16 protein-coding genes and 1 pseudogene are annotated in these 17192 nt (G+C 61.1%); 7 read left to right on the forward strand and 10 right to left on the reverse strand.

The annotated features are described in order from the left end of the window. The first annotated feature begins 7 nt into the window (after nt 1-7). Both QYQ99_RS25370 and phbB read left to right on the forward strand, forming a co-directional pair. The gene (locus QYQ99_RS25370; RefSeq protein ID WP_302090542.1) at nt 8-1189 is read left to right on the forward strand and encodes an acetyl-CoA C-acetyltransferase; all 1182 of its coding nucleotides are present in this window, start codon (nt 8-10) and stop codon (nt 1187-1189) included. A 260-nt stretch (nt 1190-1449) separates the two neighbouring features. Beyond that, nucleotides 1450-2187, forward strand: coding sequence for an acetoacetyl-CoA reductase (gene phbB, locus QYQ99_RS25375; protein WP_302090543.1), 738 nt, complete (start codon nt 1450-1452; stop codon nt 2185-2187). A 434-nt stretch (nt 2188-2621) separates the two neighbouring features. Here phbB and QYQ99_RS25380 read toward each other — a convergent pair whose 3' ends face one another. From QYQ99_RS25380 to QYQ99_RS25400, 5 genes are all read right to left on the reverse strand, one after another. Then, complete coding sequence (locus QYQ99_RS25380) at nt 2622-2744, reverse strand: hypothetical protein (RefSeq protein ID WP_302090544.1); 123 nt, start codon at nt 2742-2744, stop codon at nt 2622-2624. Nucleotides 2745-2923: 179 nt separating this feature from the next. Beyond that, nucleotides 2924-4972 (reverse strand): ABC-F family ATP-binding cassette domain-containing protein, encoded by a 2049-nt coding sequence (locus tag QYQ99_RS25385; protein ID WP_302090545.1) that lies wholly within the window; start codon nt 4970-4972, stop codon nt 2924-2926. 98 nt (nt 4973-5070) lie between these two features. Further along, nucleotides 5071-6084, reverse strand: coding sequence for a Bug family tripartite tricarboxylate transporter substrate binding protein (locus QYQ99_RS25390; RefSeq protein WP_302090546.1), 1014 nt, complete (start codon nt 6082-6084; stop codon nt 5071-5073). Nucleotides 6085-6122: 38 nt separating this feature from the next. Then, nucleotides 6123-7349 (reverse strand): acyl-CoA dehydrogenase family protein, encoded by a 1227-nt coding sequence (locus QYQ99_RS25395; RefSeq protein WP_302090547.1) that lies wholly within the window; start codon nt 7347-7349, stop codon nt 6123-6125. Nucleotide 7350: 1 nt separating this feature from the next. Continuing rightward, entirely contained in the window at nt 7351-8964 is a 1614-nt protein-coding gene (locus QYQ99_RS25400; RefSeq protein ID WP_302090548.1) for a class I adenylate-forming enzyme family protein, read from the reverse strand. Here QYQ99_RS25400 and QYQ99_RS25405 point away from each other — a divergent pair. Next, nucleotides 8963-9100, forward strand: a complete 138-nt coding sequence (locus QYQ99_RS25405; protein ID WP_302090549.1) for a hypothetical protein — start codon at nt 8963-8965, stop codon at nt 9098-9100. The two genes, QYQ99_RS25400 and QYQ99_RS25405, sit on opposite strands and share 2 nt — an antisense overlap. Before the next feature lie 96 nt (nt 9101-9196). On the opposite strand, the gene QYQ99_RS25410 is transcribed toward QYQ99_RS25405, so the two are convergent. Further along, complete coding sequence (locus tag QYQ99_RS25410) at nt 9197-10177, reverse strand: LysR family transcriptional regulator (protein WP_302090550.1); 981 nt, start codon at nt 10175-10177, stop codon at nt 9197-9199. 181 nt (nt 10178-10358) lie between these two features. Here QYQ99_RS25410 and QYQ99_RS25415 point away from each other — a divergent pair, with 181 nt between their 5' ends. From QYQ99_RS25415 to QYQ99_RS25425, 4 genes and pseudogenes are all read left to right on the forward strand, one after another. Next, nucleotides 10359-11219 (forward strand): ferritin-like domain-containing protein, encoded by an 861-nt coding sequence (locus QYQ99_RS25415; RefSeq protein WP_302093270.1) that lies wholly within the window; start codon nt 10359-10361, stop codon nt 11217-11219. Nucleotides 11220-11464: 245 nt separating this feature from the next. Then, nucleotides 11465-11782 (forward strand): hypothetical protein, encoded by a 318-nt coding sequence (locus QYQ99_RS25420; RefSeq protein WP_302090551.1) that lies wholly within the window; start codon nt 11465-11467, stop codon nt 11780-11782. A gap of 82 nt (nt 11783-11864) precedes the next feature. Then, a pseudogene (locus tag QYQ99_RS28410) lies at nt 11865-12308 on the forward strand (class I SAM-dependent methyltransferase); the annotation flags it as partial. Between the two features lie 178 nt (nt 12309-12486). After that, the gene (locus QYQ99_RS25425) at nt 12487-12654 is read left to right on the forward strand and encodes a hypothetical protein (RefSeq protein ID WP_302090552.1); all 168 of its coding nucleotides are present in this window, start codon (nt 12487-12489) and stop codon (nt 12652-12654) included. 78 nt (nt 12655-12732) lie between these two features. Here QYQ99_RS25425 and prmB read toward each other — a convergent pair whose 3' ends face one another. From prmB to dapD, 4 genes are all read right to left on the reverse strand, one after another. Then, entirely contained in the window at nt 12733-13680 is a 948-nt protein-coding gene (gene prmB, locus QYQ99_RS25430) for a 50S ribosomal protein L3 N(5)-glutamine methyltransferase (protein WP_302090553.1), read from the reverse strand. Then, nucleotides 13677-14876, reverse strand: coding sequence for a succinyl-diaminopimelate desuccinylase (dapE, locus tag QYQ99_RS25435; protein WP_302090554.1), 1200 nt, complete (start codon nt 14874-14876; stop codon nt 13677-13679). The genes prmB and dapE overlap by 4 nt, the downstream gene beginning before the upstream one ends. A 49-nt stretch (nt 14877-14925) precedes the next feature. Beyond that, nucleotides 14926-16095, reverse strand: a complete 1170-nt coding sequence (locus QYQ99_RS25440) for a PilT/PilU family type 4a pilus ATPase (protein ID WP_302090555.1) — start codon at nt 16093-16095, stop codon at nt 14926-14928. A gap of 197 nt (nt 16096-16292) precedes the next feature. After that, nucleotides 16293-17126, reverse strand: coding sequence for a 2,3,4,5-tetrahydropyridine-2,6-dicarboxylate N-succinyltransferase (gene dapD / locus QYQ99_RS25445; protein WP_003054847.1), 834 nt, complete (start codon nt 17124-17126; stop codon nt 16293-16295). Nucleotides 17127-17192: the final 66 nt, after the last annotated feature.

Raw genomic sequence — 17192 nt, forward strand, 5'->3', positions numbered from 1 at the left:
GTCAGCAATGGAAGACATCGTTATCGTTTCCGCCGTGCGTACGGCGGTCGGCAAGTTCGGCGGCTCTCTGGCCAAGATTCCTGCAACCCAGCTGGGTGCGACCGTGATTTCCGAGGCTCTGGCCCGTGCCAAGGTGGGCAAGGACCAGGTCGGTGAAGTCATCATGGGCCAGGTGCTGACGGCGGCGGCCGGACAGAACCCTGCGCGTCAGGCCATGATGGCGGCCGGCATTGCCAAGGAGACACCTGCGCTGACGATCAATGCCGTCTGCGGCTCTGGCCTGAAGGCCGTGATGCTGGCGGCTCAGGCCGTGGCAACCGGAGACAGCGAAATCGTGGTCGCCGGCGGCCAGGAAAACATGAGCCTGTCGCCCCATGCAGTGCCCAATTCGCGCGACGGTCAGCGCATGGGTGACTGGAAGATGGTGGACACCATGATCGTGGACGGTCTGTGGGATGTCTACAACCAGTACCACATGGGCATCACTGCCGAGAACGTAGCCAAGGAAAAGAACGTCAGCCGCGCGCAGCAGGATGCGCTGGCGCTGGCCAGCCAGCAAAAGGCTGCGGCCGCGCAGGATGCGGGCAAGTTCAAGGACGAAATCGTTCCGGTGAACATTCCCCAGCGCAAGGGTGATCCCATCGTGTTCGACACTGACGAATACGTCAATCGCAAGACCAATGCCGATGTGCTCGCCACCCTCAAGCCCGCTTTCGACAAGGCCGGTTCGGTGACGGCTGGCAATGCCTCCGGTCTGAACGACGGAGCCGCTGCCGTGGTGGTGATGACGGCTGCCAAGGCCAAGGCTCTGGGCCTCAAGCCTCTGGCCAAGATCGTCTCTTACGCCACCAGCGGCCTGGCTCCTGAGGTCATGGGCCTGGGCCCCGTCTACGCCACGCGCAAGGCACTGGATCGTGCCGGCTGGAAGGCTGCAGATGTGGATCTGTTCGAGCTCAACGAAGCCTTTGCGGCACAGGCCTGTGCTGTGAACCAGGATCTGGGCATTGACACCGCCAAGGTCAACGTCAACGGCGGCGCCATTGCCATCGGTCACCCCATCGGTGCATCGGGCTGCCGCATTCTGGTGACGCTGCTGCATGAAATGCAGCGCAGCGGTGCCAAGAAGGGCCTGGCCGGCCTGTGCATCGGCGGTGGCATGGGTGTTGCTATGGCTGTGGAAGCCTGCTGAGGCTTCAGGGTTGCAGACTGCTCCGGTGCTCCTGAAGACCGGTGCAGTCTGGGAAGCCCGCTGAAGCCAGCCTCTCATCGACCCTAGGGAAGATCACGAGGTAAACCACGGCGAAAGCGGGTTCATTCGGACCTACTCGATTGCATACTGGCATGGCCAGCGTGCAGGGTGTGTGGCGTTCAAAACGATAAGCAATCTCTAAGAATGTTTATCGTTGATAGTGTGATCGTGAAATAACCATTGATTGACAGGAGAGATGAATGGGTCAGAAAGTAGCGTACGTCACGGGAGGCATGGGCGGTATCGGTACCGCAATCTGCCAGCGTTTGCATAAGGATGGCTTCAAGGTGATCGCGGGTTGTGGACCATCGCGCGACTACCGCAAGTGGCTGGACGAGCAGGCGCAATTGGGTTTCACGTTTTATGCCTCGGTCGGCAATGTGGGGGACTGGGAATCCACCGTAGAAGCTTTCAACCGGACCAAGGCGGAGCACGGCAGCATCGATGTGCTGGTGAACAACGCGGGTATCACCCGCGACCGCATGTTCGTCAAGATGACGCCGGACGACTGGAAGTCGGTTATCGAAACCAACCTCAACTCCATGTTCAACGTCACCAAGCAGGTGGTGGCAGACATGGTGGAAAAGGGCTGGGGTCGCATCATCAACATCAGCTCGGTCAACGGCGCCAAGGGCCAGGCCGGTCAGACCAACTACTCGGCTGCCAAGGCGGGTATGCATGGCTTTACCATGGCACTGGCGCAAGAGATGGCCGCCAAGGGCGTGACCGTGAATACGGTCAGCCCAGGCTATATCGGCACTGATATGGTCAAGGCCATCCGCCCTGATGTGCTGGAAAAGATCGTGGCGGGCGTGCCCGTCAAGCGTCTGGGCGAGCCCAGCGAGATCGCTTCCATCATCTCCTGGCTGGCTTCCGAAGAGGGCAGCTACTCCACAGGTGCGGACTTTGCCGTCAACGGCGGACTGCACATGCACTAAGCCTTTTCAGGCATTTGGCAAAAAGGAGCTTCGGCTCCTTTTTTCATGTCTGCTGCTTTTCTCTGCAAGCCTGTGGGCAAAGAGCGGGACGATGCTCAAATGACAAAACCCGCAGAGATCAATCATGCGGGTCTTGAGTTTCTGTGCCGTTTCGCAAAGCGACTGGTTGAGCGTGGGGCAGTAAGGCTTGTAGGTTTTTTGGCCTATCAGTGCCGACTGCCCGGGCACCTGGCTGCAACACACTGCGCTTTGGTCTGCACAGTGCTGCGCGGCGAGCGCTTAGCGCTTGCGATCGCGTTCGTCTTCGGGCCAGATGGACATGATGTTCGTGGTTTGCATGGGAATCTCTCCTGTATGTCTGTTTAACGTCTGATGGATTCAGCTCGTTGACAGCTTTTTGGAAATTTTTTACCTGTTTTTTTATCCAGTGATGATCAGGCTGCAAATGCGGGGACACGCTTGCGATCGCGCTCATCCCAGGGCCAGGCCATCAGAGACATAGCTGCTGCTGCCTTCGCAGGCTGGGCTTGGGCGGTGTCGGTAACAGTGGTGGTCATTGCAGTTCACTCCTTTGCGTGTTCAACGCCTGGCCTGAACTGTAGGTTGACAAGAAGCTGAATCAACAGCGCAAGAAAATGCAACTCACGTTTGCTGATGTTGTCAGCAGGCGCTGTACATCTTCAAAATGAATAGCGCCCTGCCAATGCTGGGCAATGGCAGGGCTTGCTTTACGGTCTCAGCAGGTTTCGGTGGACAGGGCTTCGATCTGCTCCGAAAGCTCCAGCCAGCGCTCTTCCAGTTGATCGATTTCAGCGTTGACGGCACTGAGCTGCTTGCCGGCTTCCACGATATCGCCACCGGACAGGCCGGGTGTGGCCAGCTTTTCTTCCAGCGCGCTGCGCTGGGCATTGAGCTTGGGCAGCGTCTTGTCGATCTGTTCCAGCTCTTTCTTGAAAGGCTTGGTCTTTTCGGCCAGTTGCTGACGCGCTGCAGCAGCCAGGCGTCGGGCTTCCCTAGGGTCGGCTGCGGTGTCGCTAAATGCTTCCAATTTAGGGGCATCTGGCGCTTTTGTCACAATGACTTCAGGCGGATTTGGCTTGATTTCTTCCGGAGTTTGCATCTTTGGCGTGCTAGCGGCCTGCTGTTCGGCATTGCGTGCTTCTTCACGCAGGCGCTTGGACTCTTCCAGCAGATAGCGCTGGTAGTCGTCCAGGTCGCCATCGAAGGGGCCGACAACGCCGCGGCCCACCATCCAGAAGTCTTCACATACGGCGCGCAGCAGGTGGCGGTCGTGGGAGACCAGCATCACGGTGCCGTCAAAGTCGTTGAGCGCCATGGCCAACGCTTCGCGGGTGGCCAGGTCCAGGTGGTTGGTAGGCTCGTCCAGCAGCAGCAGATTGGGGCGTTGCCAGACGATCATGGCCAGCACCAGGCGGGCTTTTTCGCCGCCGCTCATGCTGCCCACAGATTGTTTGACCATGTCGCCGCTGAAGTTGAAAGTGCCCAGCCAGTTGCGCAAGTCCTGCTCGCGGCTGGCTGCAGGTGCGGCAGCGCCGAGTTCCCTGGCCAGACGTGCCATGTGCTCCAGCGGGTTCTCGCCGGGACGCAGCACGTCCAGTTCCTGCTGGGCAAAGTAGCCGATATTGAGGCCCTTGCCTTCGGTGACGGTTCCGGCCAGCGCCTTCATCTCGCGGGCGATGGTCTTGACCAGGGTCGATTTACCCTGTCCGTTGGCCCCCAGAATGCCGATGCGCTGGCCTGCCAGCACGGAGCGGTTGACGCCCCGCAAGATGGTGGTCTGCTTGCCGTCTTCGTCTTCATAGCCGAAGCTGGCATCGGTAATCGCCAGCATCGGGTTGGGCAGATTGGCGGGTTCCTTGAATTCAAAGGTGAACTCGGCTTCTGCCAGCACCGGCCCGATCTTTTCCATGCGCTCGAGTTGTTTGACCCGGCTTTGTGCCTGCTTGGCCTTGCTGGCCTTGGCCTTGAAGCGGTCAATGAACTTCTGCAGGTGAGCCATTTTTTCCTGCTGCTTGGCAAAGCTGGCCGCCTGCAGCTCCAGCTGCTGGGCGCGCAGCTCTTCAAAGCGCGAGTAATTGCCGCCGTAGCGGTTGATCTGCCCGCCCTGGATCTGCAGTGTGACGTTGGTGATGGCGTCCAGAAATTCGCGGTCGTGGCTGATGACGATCATCGTGCCGCTATAGCGCTTGAGCCAGGCCTCCAGCCAGACCAGGGCATCCAGGTCCAAGTGGTTGGTGGGTTCGTCCAGCAGCAGAAGATCGCTTGGGGCCATCAGTGCACGGGCCAGTTGCAGGCGCATGCGCCAGCCGCCCGAGAAGCTGTTGACGGGGTGATCCAGCTCGGAGACCTTGAAGCCCAGGCCCAGAATCAGGGCTTGCGCGCGCGATTCCGCATCATGTGCACCGGCATCGGCCAGATCCACATAGGCTTGGGCGATTTCCATACCATCGCCGGAGGCTTCGGCGGCAGCCAACTGGGCGTTCAGCTCGGCCAGACGGGTGTCGCCATCCAGTACGAACCGGGTGGCAGATTCGTCGGTTTCCGGCATGTGCTGGGCTACCTGTGCCATGCGCCACTGAGGAGGGATGAAAAAATCACCGCCGTCTTCGCTGATGCTGCCGTTGAGCAGGGCGAACAGGCTGGACTTGCCCGCACCGTTGCGGCCGACAAGGCCAACGGACTCTCCCGGGTTGATGGTGGTGCTGACTTGGTCGAGCAGGACTTTGGTGCCGCGGCGCAGCGTGATGTTCTTGAGACTGATCATGACTGGGGCCGATTATCCGCGAATGCCCGCAGACCCAGGAGCTTGCGGGATTGAGCAGGCTGCAGCGTGCCCCGGTCACGTCGGCTCAGTCTGAGTCTTCATACCGCTTGAAGCCCTATGCGCTTCATCATGGTTTCGGTAAATTTCAGCTCGTGCTCGAACGCCTGGGTATAGGCAGCGGAGTCCAGAATCTGCACCTTGCCGCCATCCATCTCCAGCATCTGGCGTACCTTGGGCTGGCTCAGCACCGCATCCATGGCGGTGCTGAGCCTGGTGGTGACGGCTTGCGGCGTGTCCCTGGGCACGGACAGGCCGCCCCAGGAGCTCAGATGTACGTTCTTCACGCCGGTTTCCTCCAGCGTGGGGACCTGGGGCAGCTTGTCGTTGCGTTGCTCGCCAGCGACTGCCAGCGGTATCAGCCTGCCGGCCTGCACATGGGGGTAGGCGACGGAAAAGATAGGGGCCGCAAACACCACCTGCTGTCCGAGCACTGCATTGACCAGGTCGGATGCCCCCTTGTAAGGCACATGCGTGGCCTTGATCTGCAGCGCCGAGAGCAGCAGCTCCACCCCCAGGTGCGACGGCGTGCCCACACCGCCAGAGGCGTAGTCGATATCGCGGGATTTGCTGGCGGCGATCAGGTCGGCCAGGCTGCGCAGTCCGGAGCCGGGGTGGACCACGAGCAGAATGTCCGAGCGGGACATGCCCATCACATGCCTGAAATCCTTGAATACCTCAAAGCCCGGGTTTTTGTACATGCGCATGGCGGCTGCCATGGGCGAGCCTGAATACAGCAAGGTGTAGCCGTCTGCGGCGGCGCGAGCGACCTGGCGGGCACCAATGTTGCCGCCTGCACCGGGCCGGTTTTCGATCACCACAGGCTGGCCCAGTTGCTGGCCCAGCGCCTCGGAGATGATGCGCGCGGCATTGTCCGGCCCGGTACCTGCCATATAGGGAACCACCCATTTGATGGGACGACTGGGCCAGCTCTGGGCCTGGGCGGGCAGACCCATAGTGCCCAGGCCTGCGGCGCCCAGACTTGCGCCAGCCACGCGCAGCCACTGGCGGCGCGCGCTGTTGCTGACAGAGGGGATCAAGGATTGCTTGCTCATTTTGTCTCCTGTTTTTATAGCTGCCTGGTCATGTCCCGTCAGGGCATGAGCAGTTCCTTGGCAATGTTGTTGCGCTGGATCTCGCTGGTGCCCGTGAGTACACGGTACATGCGCAGCATGCGGAACAGAAACTCGACGCGACGTCCCTGGACAATGCCTTCGCCACCGTGGATCTGCACCGCGCGATCTGCGATGGCAAAGGCTTTTTCCGAGCAAAACAGCTTGCTCATCGAAGCCTGGGCGCGTGCATCAAGGCCAGCGTCCAGCGCGCGGGCGGTCTGGACCATCAGCGCGCGGGCGCCCATCCAGTCGGTGGCCATATCGGCCAGCATGTGCTGTATGGACTGGAACTGGGCAATGCTGCGGCCAAACTGCTGGCGGCTCAGCGCATAGTCGCGCGCGTCGCGCAGCGCGCACTGAGCCAGGCCCAGCATGGCGGGGCAGTGCAGCAGCCGGTTGACGGTAATGCGCCCCAGCGCAAGGCCCAGACCGCGGCCAGGCTCGCCAACCAGATGCGCCACGGGTACACGCACGGCGTTCAGATGAATATCGCCGGTGTGCGACTGCCCGGCCATGGTCTTGTAGCCGCTGACCACCTCCACGCCGGGGGCGGCCAGGTCCACAAAGAAGGCGCTGATCTCCCGCTCGGCGCAGCCCTCGGGGGCGGTGGATGCCATGAGCACGGCAAGGTCGGCAAACGGTGATCCTGAGATAAAGCGCTTGCGGCCGGTCAGCACATAGTGCCCGCCTTCGCGCACAGCCCTGGTTTGCACAGCGCCTGCATCTGATCCCGCCTGGGATTCGGTCAGGGCAAAGCAGATGGCTTTTTCGGCACGCGCCACGGGCGCGATGAACTGCTCCATCTGAAAAGGCGTGGCCTTGCGCACCAGAGAGCCGATACGGGGCGGGCCGCTGAGCTCGCCCAGCACATGAGGCGCGAACGGCGAGCCGCTGGCATAGATGGCTTCCTTGATCAGCACCTGGTCCAGCACCGAGAGTTCTTCGCCGCCCATGGCGCTGGGCAGCGTCATGCCGTAGAAGCCCAGCTCGCGCGAACGCTTCCAGACCTGTTGCAGCAACTCCTTGCTGGCGCTGTTGTCATGGCTGATGCCGTGCTTTTGGGCCAGCTCTGCCAGCTCGCCCTGCAGGAAATCCTGCAGGGCTGCAATGAGCTCGGCCGCGCGCGGCGAGCCCTCAAACGGCATGGCAAGCAAGGCAGAGCTCGGGGATGGGGATGTGGTTTGCATGGGGTCTTTGGCATTCATCTCAGTTCACCTTTCGGCTGTGATTGGCCCAGTAGGGCGCTTGAACGGTCTTGCGCATGACCTTGCCATTCGGGTTCTTGGGCAACTGCTGCACAAACTCGATATGGCGCGGGCGCTTGAAACCACCCAGGCGCTCGGCGCAGAAGCGGTCGATGGCCTCTTTGATGCCTGCGTCGCCGAGTGTCTGCCCCTGCTTGAGCACGAGGTGGGCAGCCACGGCTTCGCCCCATTTGTCATCGGGTATGGCAAACACACAGGCGTCTTGCACCGCCGCATGCTCATGGAGCACGGCCTCCACTTCGGACGGATAGACGTTGAAGCCACCTGAAATCACCATGTCTTTCTTGCGGTCCACGATGTAGACAAAGCCTTGCTCGTCGACACGCGCCAGGTCGCCGGTGTGATAGCGACCGTGCTTGATCACCTCCGCCGTCAGTTCGGGGGCACGCCAGTAACCGGCAAACACGTCGGCTCCGCTGACCACGATCTCGCCCACCTCACCCTGGGGCAGGTGCCTGCCTTCGTCATCCACCACTTCCACGCAGGACTCGAGAAAAGGCCGCCCGCAGGAGGACAGCAACTCGGGCCTGGCAGCGCGGGCATAAAGATGGTCCTGCACGGTGAGCGCGCAGACGCCTGAGGTGGTTTCGCCCGCGCCATAGCCCTGGCTGAGAACTGGGCCGAACACATCCATGGCCTGAAGAATGCGGGCTGGTGCCATGGGGGCGGCGCCATAGCCTAGGCGCAGCAGATCGGGCAGAGGGCGGTAGCGGCCGGCGGTCTCTGCCAGCAGCATATTGATCATGGTCGGAACCATGAAGGTGTGGGACACGCGCAGGCTGCGCATGTCCTGCAGGAAGCGCGCAGGCTCGAAGCTGCTGAACAAGTGGACGGTGGCGCCTGTGCACAGGGTGGGCATCAGCTGCATGCCCGAGGCGTGAGTGACGGGGCCCACCAGACCCAGGGTATGACCAGGCTGCATGCCCTCGCCGCGCATCAGGAACTTGCGCAACTGGGCCAGGCGGTTGCCGAAGGTCTGCATGGCGGCCTTGAGCGTGCCCGAAGAGCCAGAGGTGTAATGCAGCACGGCTACTTCGTGCTCATGCACGGATACTGCTGAGAATTGCTCTGAAGCCTTTTCCAGCAATCGCTCATAGCTATTGTTTTCATTGTCGCCGAGCAGCATCAGCCGAACCTGCGGGTTGCGTAGCTGGGCGCGAAAGCTCTCGGCACGTTCCGCCGTGGTGACGATGAGGGCTGCATCGCTGTTGTCGGCTATCTCGATCACCTCACGGGGTGACAGGCGGGCGTTGAACGGAGCCTTGACCAGACCGGCCTTGTAGCAGGCCAGCTCGATTTCGACGATCTCGGTGCAGTTGGGCAGGTAGATGCCCACACGGTCACCACGCTGCAGGCCCTGAGCCAGCAAGGCATTGGCAAGGCGGTTGCTGCGCCGCTCCAGTGCGGCGTAGCTGAGGTTCTTGCTGGCGCTGGTTACCGCAAGGTGGTCGGCATACAGACGACAGCAGCGCGCAACGAGTGCACCGACATTGGATATAGGGGCGCCCGGCATAGGGGCACCCGGCTTAGTGGCCGCGGGCAAAGCAGTGGTCATGGGCAAGTCCTTGTTGAAGCCGCGCCGCACCGATGTGCGGCATCTGCTTGGACTGTCCCAAAACGAAGGAGATCAAGGAAATACCGTTTGTTTATCCATGGGCATCAATATTTTTGATGGATCAAGAAATCAATGACTTGCGCATGCCATGTCGAATTGCAGAGCGCCGCGCTGCGGGTTTGTCCTGTGCTGCAGACGGCTGGCCGCTGTATTCACCGTGCTTGAATGCGCTCTATGCTGCAGCGTAGTCCCAGCGGGCTGGCCAGCGGCCCTCGCCGATCATGGCCTGGACCTGCAGCAGCAGGGCGTCCTGAACCACCTGTACTGCAGCATCGTGGGCGCGGCTAGGTTGGCGCGCCAGGTAGTAGCGTCGTTGCAGATCGGGGTTGCAGACTCTGGCCACGATCCAGGCGCTGTCGGCGTTCTGGGGCTGCGGGTTCTCGGCCACCGAGCAGGCGGGGCTGAAGGTAAAGCCTCCGCCGCATTGATAGAGCGAGCGAATGACACGGGCCGAGTCATGTTCGTGCACGATGTTCAGACCGAGCTGCAGATCGCTGGCGGCCTGCTCCACCGTCTGGCGTATGGAAAAGCGCCGTGACTGCAGCACCAGTGGCTGTGCTGCGGCATGGGCAAAGTCCAGGCAGGGAGTGTTTTGCGCCGTGCTGTGTCTATACAGCAGGGGCGCTACCTTGCTCTGTGCGTCATGGCCGCAGAAATAGATGGGCTCGGCGGCCATGGGCTGCACCTGCAGGCCTTGCAGACTGGCGGTGTCGACCAGAACACCCAGATCGGCGCGACGCTCCAGCATGGCTTTTTGCACCATCAGACTGGAGTCATCGAGCACAAACACCCGTATGCGCGGGTGACTTTGGCGCAAGCCGGCAATCACCGGCCCCATGAGCAGGCCGGTCAGCAAGAACGGCATGGCAATGCTGACCGAGCCTTCGGGCCCCATGGGCAGGCGCTGCAGGCGTTCGCACATCGCGTCGGCATCGGAGAGCAGGCGGCGCGCATCCTCATACAGCCGGGTACCTGCGGGCGTCGCCGTGACTCCCGCATGGGTACGCTCCAGCAGCTGGACGCCGAGCTCGGACTCCAGCTTCTTGATCTGCGCCGTCAGTGCCGGCTGGGCCACATAGAGCGAATGGGCCGCCCGCGAGATCGAGCCGGCCTCCAGCACGGTGATGAAGTAGCGAAGCGCACGCAGATCCATGATTGCAACTCGAAAAATCAGCTTGAAAGCCGGTATGAAAGCCTGTAGAAGGCTATTTGAAGAATTGTTAGTCTCCTGTAATGTCGGTGAAATCTGACATGGCGTAAGGGCCAAATGTCGACAAGATGGCATATCTCCAAGTCTGAAGCCCGACAGATTCAGTATGTCGGTCCTACAACTGATGCAGCAAAACGTGTCCCTATCTTCACCTTCAACCACCCCGAGCAGAAACGGCTCTGCCCACTGGCGCATTGAAAACATTGACTTCTCTGCCATCGATCGCCGCGCAATAGAGCACAACCAGGACCTGTTCTTCTTGCTGATGAGCGCCTCGTTCATAGAGACCGGCTCGGATACCTACGCGGCAAACCTGGCCCAGCATTACGCTGCCTGGCCCGAGATCGCGATCTGGCTCAAAGATCAATGGGAGTGCGAAGAACTGCAGCACGGACGCGCGCTGCGGGCCTATGTGGAAGCCGTGTGGCCGGAGTTTCCCTGGCAAAAAGCCTACGACAGTTTTTTCGCCGAATATTCGCAGCTGTGCACCATGGAGGAGCTTTACCCGGACCCGCGCCTGGAAATGGTGGCGCGCTGCGTGGTGGAGACCGGCACCACGGCCTACTACCACACCTTGCGCGAACTCAGCGACGAGCCGGTTCTGAGCGAGTTGCTGGGAAATATCCGCAACGACGAGGTCAACCACTTCAAGCATTTCCTCAAGTACTTCAAGGAGCTGCAGCAGCAGTCGCCTGTGGGCCGCACGCGCATTGCCAAGGCACTGTATGGTCGCCTCAAGGAGTTGCGAGAGAGCGATTCGGATATCGCGCTGCGTCACGTCTGGGCGCACAAGGGCTCTTATTTCGCCGATAGCAGCACTCGTTTCGAAGACATGGCCCAGCGCATTTACGAACTGGTCAGCCGTCGCCTGCCTGCCGACCTGGCCGTGCGCATGCTACTCAAGCCCATGCTGCTGCCAGCAAGCGTGGAGGGTATGGTGCGCACCCCCATCTCGAAGCTGGCGACACGCATGATGTCGTACTGAGTCTTGCTGCAGCAAACAAGCCCGGCCGGCTCCAATTGTCTGGGCATTTATTTCCCTGGCAGGCACCTGTCTCACGGCGGCTGTATCTGCCCGCTGCTGGCATACGACAGATGCTGGGACGCTGGCGCGGGCCCAGGCTACGTTGGCGGCCTTTGGCTAATGCTCTGCTAAGGTGCTCGCGCCGAGGGACTGGGGCCGGTACCGCCCAGGTGCAACTGCTGACACAGCGCTGGATGAATGCGGCGATGACGGTTTTTCGCGGACGTTTGGGCCTGATCCAGGACTGGGCCCGCATGCATGAACACGAGGCCCAGATGGCTCGGCCTGCAGGGCTTCAGCCTGAACTACCGACCTATCTGGAGCAGGCAATCGGCTTCAGGAGGGCTGCCTTGCAGCGTCGTCTGATGCCTGCGGAGCTGCAGGAGCTTGACGGCTCTACGGGGCCGGATTGGGAGGTATTCGCCGCCAGTGGCGAAAAGCTGCTTGCGCGGGGCGTTGCAGCCCAGACTGCCGTCGTGCGCCAACTGCGCGTGCGTTATCGGGAGCGGTCACTGCAAGCCTGAAGCTGAACTCTTTGTTGAAAAAGCAAGGAGTTTTGCGATGACTGCGATTAGTTGCCCCAGCCCTTCGGCCCTGCGTGTTGCCATGGCACGCGCCGTTCATCAGATTTTGGAGGACGAGCCGGTTTCGCTGACCGTTTTGCCGGGGCCTGCCCTCGGTAGTGCGGTAGCAGCAAAGCTGCTGCGTCAGCCTCTGGTGCATAACGATGTGGCTTCACGGCCGCTTCGTACCGGCATCTTGGCCCGGGCCCGATGGGCCGAAGACCGTCTGCGGGATGCCGTGGCTGGGGGATGCATGCAATACGCCATCGCGGGCGCAGGCCTGGATACCTGTGCCTTGCGCATGGCGGCTCAGTTGCCTGCTGTCCGCATCTTTGAGCTGGATCAGCCGGTAATGCTGACCTGGAAGACCCGGCTGTATGAGCGCAATGGCTGTGACTTGCCCTCAAGCCTGTGTCAGCTTGGCATTGATCTGCGTGAAATCGGGACTGTTCAGGGCTTGAAGGCTTCTGGCATGGATCTCGATTCACCAGTCAGTCTGTCGATGTTGGGTCTGCTGGTGTGTTTGAGCGATGAGGCCGTTGAGCGCGAAATATTTGCACTGAACCGTCTGGCAACAGGGTCGACCATCATGCTGGACTACAGAGTGGATGAGCAGCAGCTCAGCTCCATGGCGCAGATAATGGCCGCAGGTGGCGAACCATGGCATGCATCCATCACACCGCAGCGCACGGCTGCTGGTCGCGGTGGGCTTCGGGGTGGAAGAGGATCTGGGGCCTGCGCAGCTCAATTCCTGCTCCTTTGCAGGCAGGCGCTATGGTCTGCAGATTGCGGGCGGCGGTTTTCGCTACATGAGTGCGCTCAAGCGGGCTTGAGTGCTTGTCCAAAGACCTGCATAGAGAAAAAGGCACAGGGCTTTGAGCAGCCTGCGCCTTGGGTGCGGGACAAAAAACTTACAGTTGCAAGGCTGCGGTATTGCCCTCGGACCAGTGGCGCAGCGCCTCCTCGGTAATCAGCAGTACCTGCTCGTCGCCTGAGCTGGTGTCGAGCCAGAACACGGGCAGATCGGGGAAGGCGGCCTCGAAGTACGGCTTTTCATTGCCGATCTCCAGCACCACCACGGCGTCCTTGTTCAGGCGCGCAGGCAAGTCCTGGAGCAGCTGGCGGATGAAGTCCATGCCGTCGGCGCCGCCGGCCAGGGCCAACTCGGGCTCGGCTTGGTATTCGGCAGGCAGCTTGCCCATGCTGTCGGAGTTCACGTAGGGCGGGTTGCACAGTACCAGATCCCAGGGGCCGGGCACCTGGCTCATGCCGTTGCTCTCCAGCAGCGTCACGCGATCCTGCAGCCCGTGCTTGTCCACATTGATACGGGCGACGGCCAGGGCATCGGTCGAGATATCGGCACCGGTCACCCGGACTTCGGGATAGGCCATGGCGGCCAGGCAGGCCAGAGACCCGTTGCCGGTGCATAGGTCGAGCACCTGCACGGTCTTGTCCGACAGCCAGCCGTCGATGCTCCCATCGGCCAGAAGCTCGGCGATGAAGCTGCGCGGCACGATGGAGCGTTCGTCAATGTAGAAGGGAACACCTACCAGCCAAGCCTCGTTCGTCAGATAGGCGGCGGGCTTGCGGCTGCGGATGCGTTCTTCAAAAAGAGTAGCTATTTGCGCTTGTATATCAAGGGATACAGGCTGATTCTCCACGGATTCCGGCGCGCCTGGAGTGAGCTCGCTGTCCAGGGGCAGGCCCAGCTTCCAGAGAACCAGCCAGGCCGCTTCGTCTTCAGCCGTGGCCGTGCCGTGGCCAAAAGCCACGCCGGAAGCTGTGAGAGCCTGAACGCCGCTGGCAATCAGTTCGGCAACGGTGTTGCCTGAGATCGGGGGTGTGCTGGTATTGCTCATGCGGTCTGGGGTGCGGTCTGCTGGCGCTGGAGTTGTTCCAGAGCCTTGCGGTAGATGTTTTTCAGCGGCTCGATATCGGCCACGGCGATGTGTTCGTCGATCTTGTGGATGCTGGCGTTGGGCGGGCCCATCTCGATGACCTGAGGGCATATCTGGGCGATGAATCGGCCATCGCTGGTACCGCCTGTGGTGGACAGCTCGGTATCGAGTCCGGTCTCATCCTTGATGGCGGCTTGCACGGCCTGCACCAGGGTGCCTGGCGTGGTCAGAAAGGGCTGCCCGCCGACGGTCCAGACCAGCGAGTATTCGACGCCATGACGGTCCAGGACCTCATGCACGCGTTTTTGCAGGGAGTCGGAGCTGGACTCGGTGCAGAAACGGAAATTGAAGTCGATCACCACATGGCCGGGAATGACGTTGCTGGCGCCCGTGCCGCCATGGATATTGCTGATCTGCCAACTTGTGGGCGGGAAGAACGCATTGCCGCGGTCCCAGACCGTGGTCGCGAGTTCGGCGAGTGCGGGCAAGGCCTCATGAATGGGGTTGCGTGCCAGTTGCGGATAGGCGATATGACCTTGCACGCCGTTGACGGTGAGCTTGCCACTCATGGTGCCGCGGCGGCCGTTCTTGATCATGTCGCCGGTCTGTTTGACCGAGGTAGGTTCGCCCACAATGCACCAGTCCAGGCGCTCGCCGCGTTGGCGCAGCTCTTCGACCACGACCTTGGTGCCGTCAATCGAGGGGCCTTCCTCGTCGCTGGTCAGCAGCAGGGCGATATCGAAGGCGGGTTCGGGCGTGGCCTGGAGAAACTCTTCCAGCGCCACGACAAAGGCGGCGATGGAGGTCTTCATATCGCTGGCACCACGGCCGTAGAGCTTGCCGTCGCGGTGCATGGGCACGAAAGGCGGGCTGGTCCATTCCTTGAGCGGGCCGGGCGGCACCACATCGGTATGGCCGGCAAAGACCAGCACAGGCCTATCTGAACTGATGGCGTCTTGTGTAGATTGATTCTGCGTTGGAGAGCGTTTTGCCCACAGGTTTTGTACGCGGAAGTCTGCGGGGCCGCTATCCAGGCGCTCGCAGGTAAAACCCATGGGTGTCAGGGCATCGGCGAGCAGCTCAAGGCAGCCAGCATCTTCGGGGGTGACGGAGGGCAGGCTGATAAGCTGCTCGGTCAGTTGCAGTGTCCGGGACATGGAGGGGCTTCAAACTAAAACAATGCCTGGGTCGCCTTGGCTGGCGGCTTCAGGCGGTTCTGACATCCAGGGTGATTTCCGTGAAGGACGGCATATCGTCATCGCCGGGCAGAATCACATCGGTGACGGCTGGGGCTTTGGCAGCAGTGGCCGCGTGGCTGACGTCATTATCCATGCGCCACATCAGATTGGTGGGCGAGTCGGCATAGGCCAGCGCTTCACTGCGCTCAATTGTGCCACTGCGCACCAGGGCTGCCAGGGCGTCCTCGAAGGTCTGCGAGCCTTCGGCCATGGATTTCTCCATGGCCTCCTTCACGCCACCGAAGTCACCCTTGACGATCATGTCGCTGATGAGCTTCGTGTTGAGCATGACTTCCACGGCCGGCACGCGCGTGCCGGTGACGGTACGGACCAGGCGCTGAGAGATCACGGCTTTGAGCGAGGCGGCCAGCTCGCCCAACATGCTGGGGCGAACCTCCTCGGGGAAGAAGGACAGGATGCGATTGAGCGTGTGATAGCTGTTGTTGGCATGCAGGGTTGCCAGGCACAGATGGCCGGACTGGGCATAGGCCAGTGCGGCCGACATGGTCTCGCGGTCGCGGATTTCTCCGATCAGAATCACATCGGGTGCCTGGCGCAGCGCATTTTTGAGTGCGGTTGCGAGGGTACTGGTGTCAGTGCCGACCTCACGCTGGTTGACGATGGATTTCTTGTTGCGAAACTGGTATTCGATGGGGTCTTCCACTGTGAGGATGTGGCCGGTGAGCGTTTCGTTGCGCTCGTCGATCATGGTCGCCAGTGTCGTGCTCTTGCCCGAGCCCGTTGCTCCCACAACCAGCACCAGACCGCGCTTTTCCATGACCAGTTCGCTGACGATGTCGGGCAGATTCAGTTCATTGCGCGACGGAATCTGATACGAGATAAAGCGCACGACCACCGCATAGGAGCCACGCTGGCGCATGGCGCTAATACGAAAACGTCCTATGCCGCTCAGGGGAATGGCCATGTTCAGCTCGCCCGTCTGTTTGAGCTCTTCTATGGCTTCAGGCTTGACGACCTCGGAAAGCAAGGCCAGCGGAGCTTCGACTGGCAGCTCCTGATTGTTGATGGGGATGCAGATGCCGTTGATCTTGATCAGCGCCGGCGCACGGGCGGAGAGATAGACGTCCGAGGCCTTTTTTTCGGACATCAGACGCAAAATTTTTTCCATGGTGCTCATTTTTTCTTCATCCTTTTTCGCTCAGCCTCTCTTTGGACGCATGTTAGCGTGTGTCAACTCGGTGCAGGTCGCGCTTGATGCGCAAAGCAGATCTAGGGCATGAAAAAAGCCTGCACGCTCGGGAGCGGGCAGGCTTGTGAGCGGGGTGGCCACGGCAGTGTCTGCATCAAGGCAGAGCAAGCATGGTCAGGGGCCCATCAGTCGCGCAGCAGGTCGTTGATGCTGGTCTTGGAGCGGGTCTGTGCATCCACGCGCTTGACGATGATAGCGGCATACATGGAGTAGTCCTTGCCATCCTTGGTCTGCTTGGGAATGTTGCCGCTGACCACCACGGAGCCGCTGGGCACGCGGCCGTAGGTGATTTCGCCGGTTTCGCGGTTGAACAGAGGGGTGGACTGGCCGATGTACACGCCCATGCCCAGAACGGAATTCTCTTCCACGATCACGCCTTCGACCACTTCAGAGCGGGCGCCGATGAAGCAGTTGTCTTCGATGATGGTGGGGTTGGCTTGCAGGGGCTCAAGCACGCCGCCCAGGCCCACGCCGCCGGACAGGTGCACGTTCTTGCCCACTTGAGCGCAGGAGCCCACGGTGGCCCAGGTGTCGACCATGGTGCCTTCGTCCACATAGGCGCCGATGTTCACATAGGAAGGCATCAGGATGGCGCCCTTGGCGATGAAGGAGCCGCGACGGGCCACGGCCGGAGGCACCACGCGCACGCCTGTGGCAGCGATTTCGGCCTCGCTCATGCCTTCGAACTTGGTGGGGACCTTGTCGAAGAAGTTCAGGGCACCGCCGTTGATCAGGGCATTGTCCTTGAGGCGGAAGGACAGCAGCACCGCTTTCTTGATCCACTGGTGCACGGTCCACTGGCCCACACCTTCACGGGTGGCCACGCGCAGCTTGCCGTCGTTGAGCTCGGCAATCACGTGCTCCACGGCATCCACCACTTCCTTGGGGGCGGCGGAAGGCGAGATATTGGCACGGTTGTCCCAGGCGTTGTCGATGATGGATTGCAGTTGTTGCGTCATGATGTTTTCGGTCAAGGATCGAAAGTTGAGGTGAATCGTTGAGTCATGAAAGGCCTGCACACAGCA

Origin of the sequence: Comamonas testosteroni (assembly GCF_030505195.1) — a bacterium.
Lineage (GTDB): Bacteria > Pseudomonadota > Gammaproteobacteria > Burkholderiales > Burkholderiaceae_C > Comamonas > Comamonas testosteroni_G.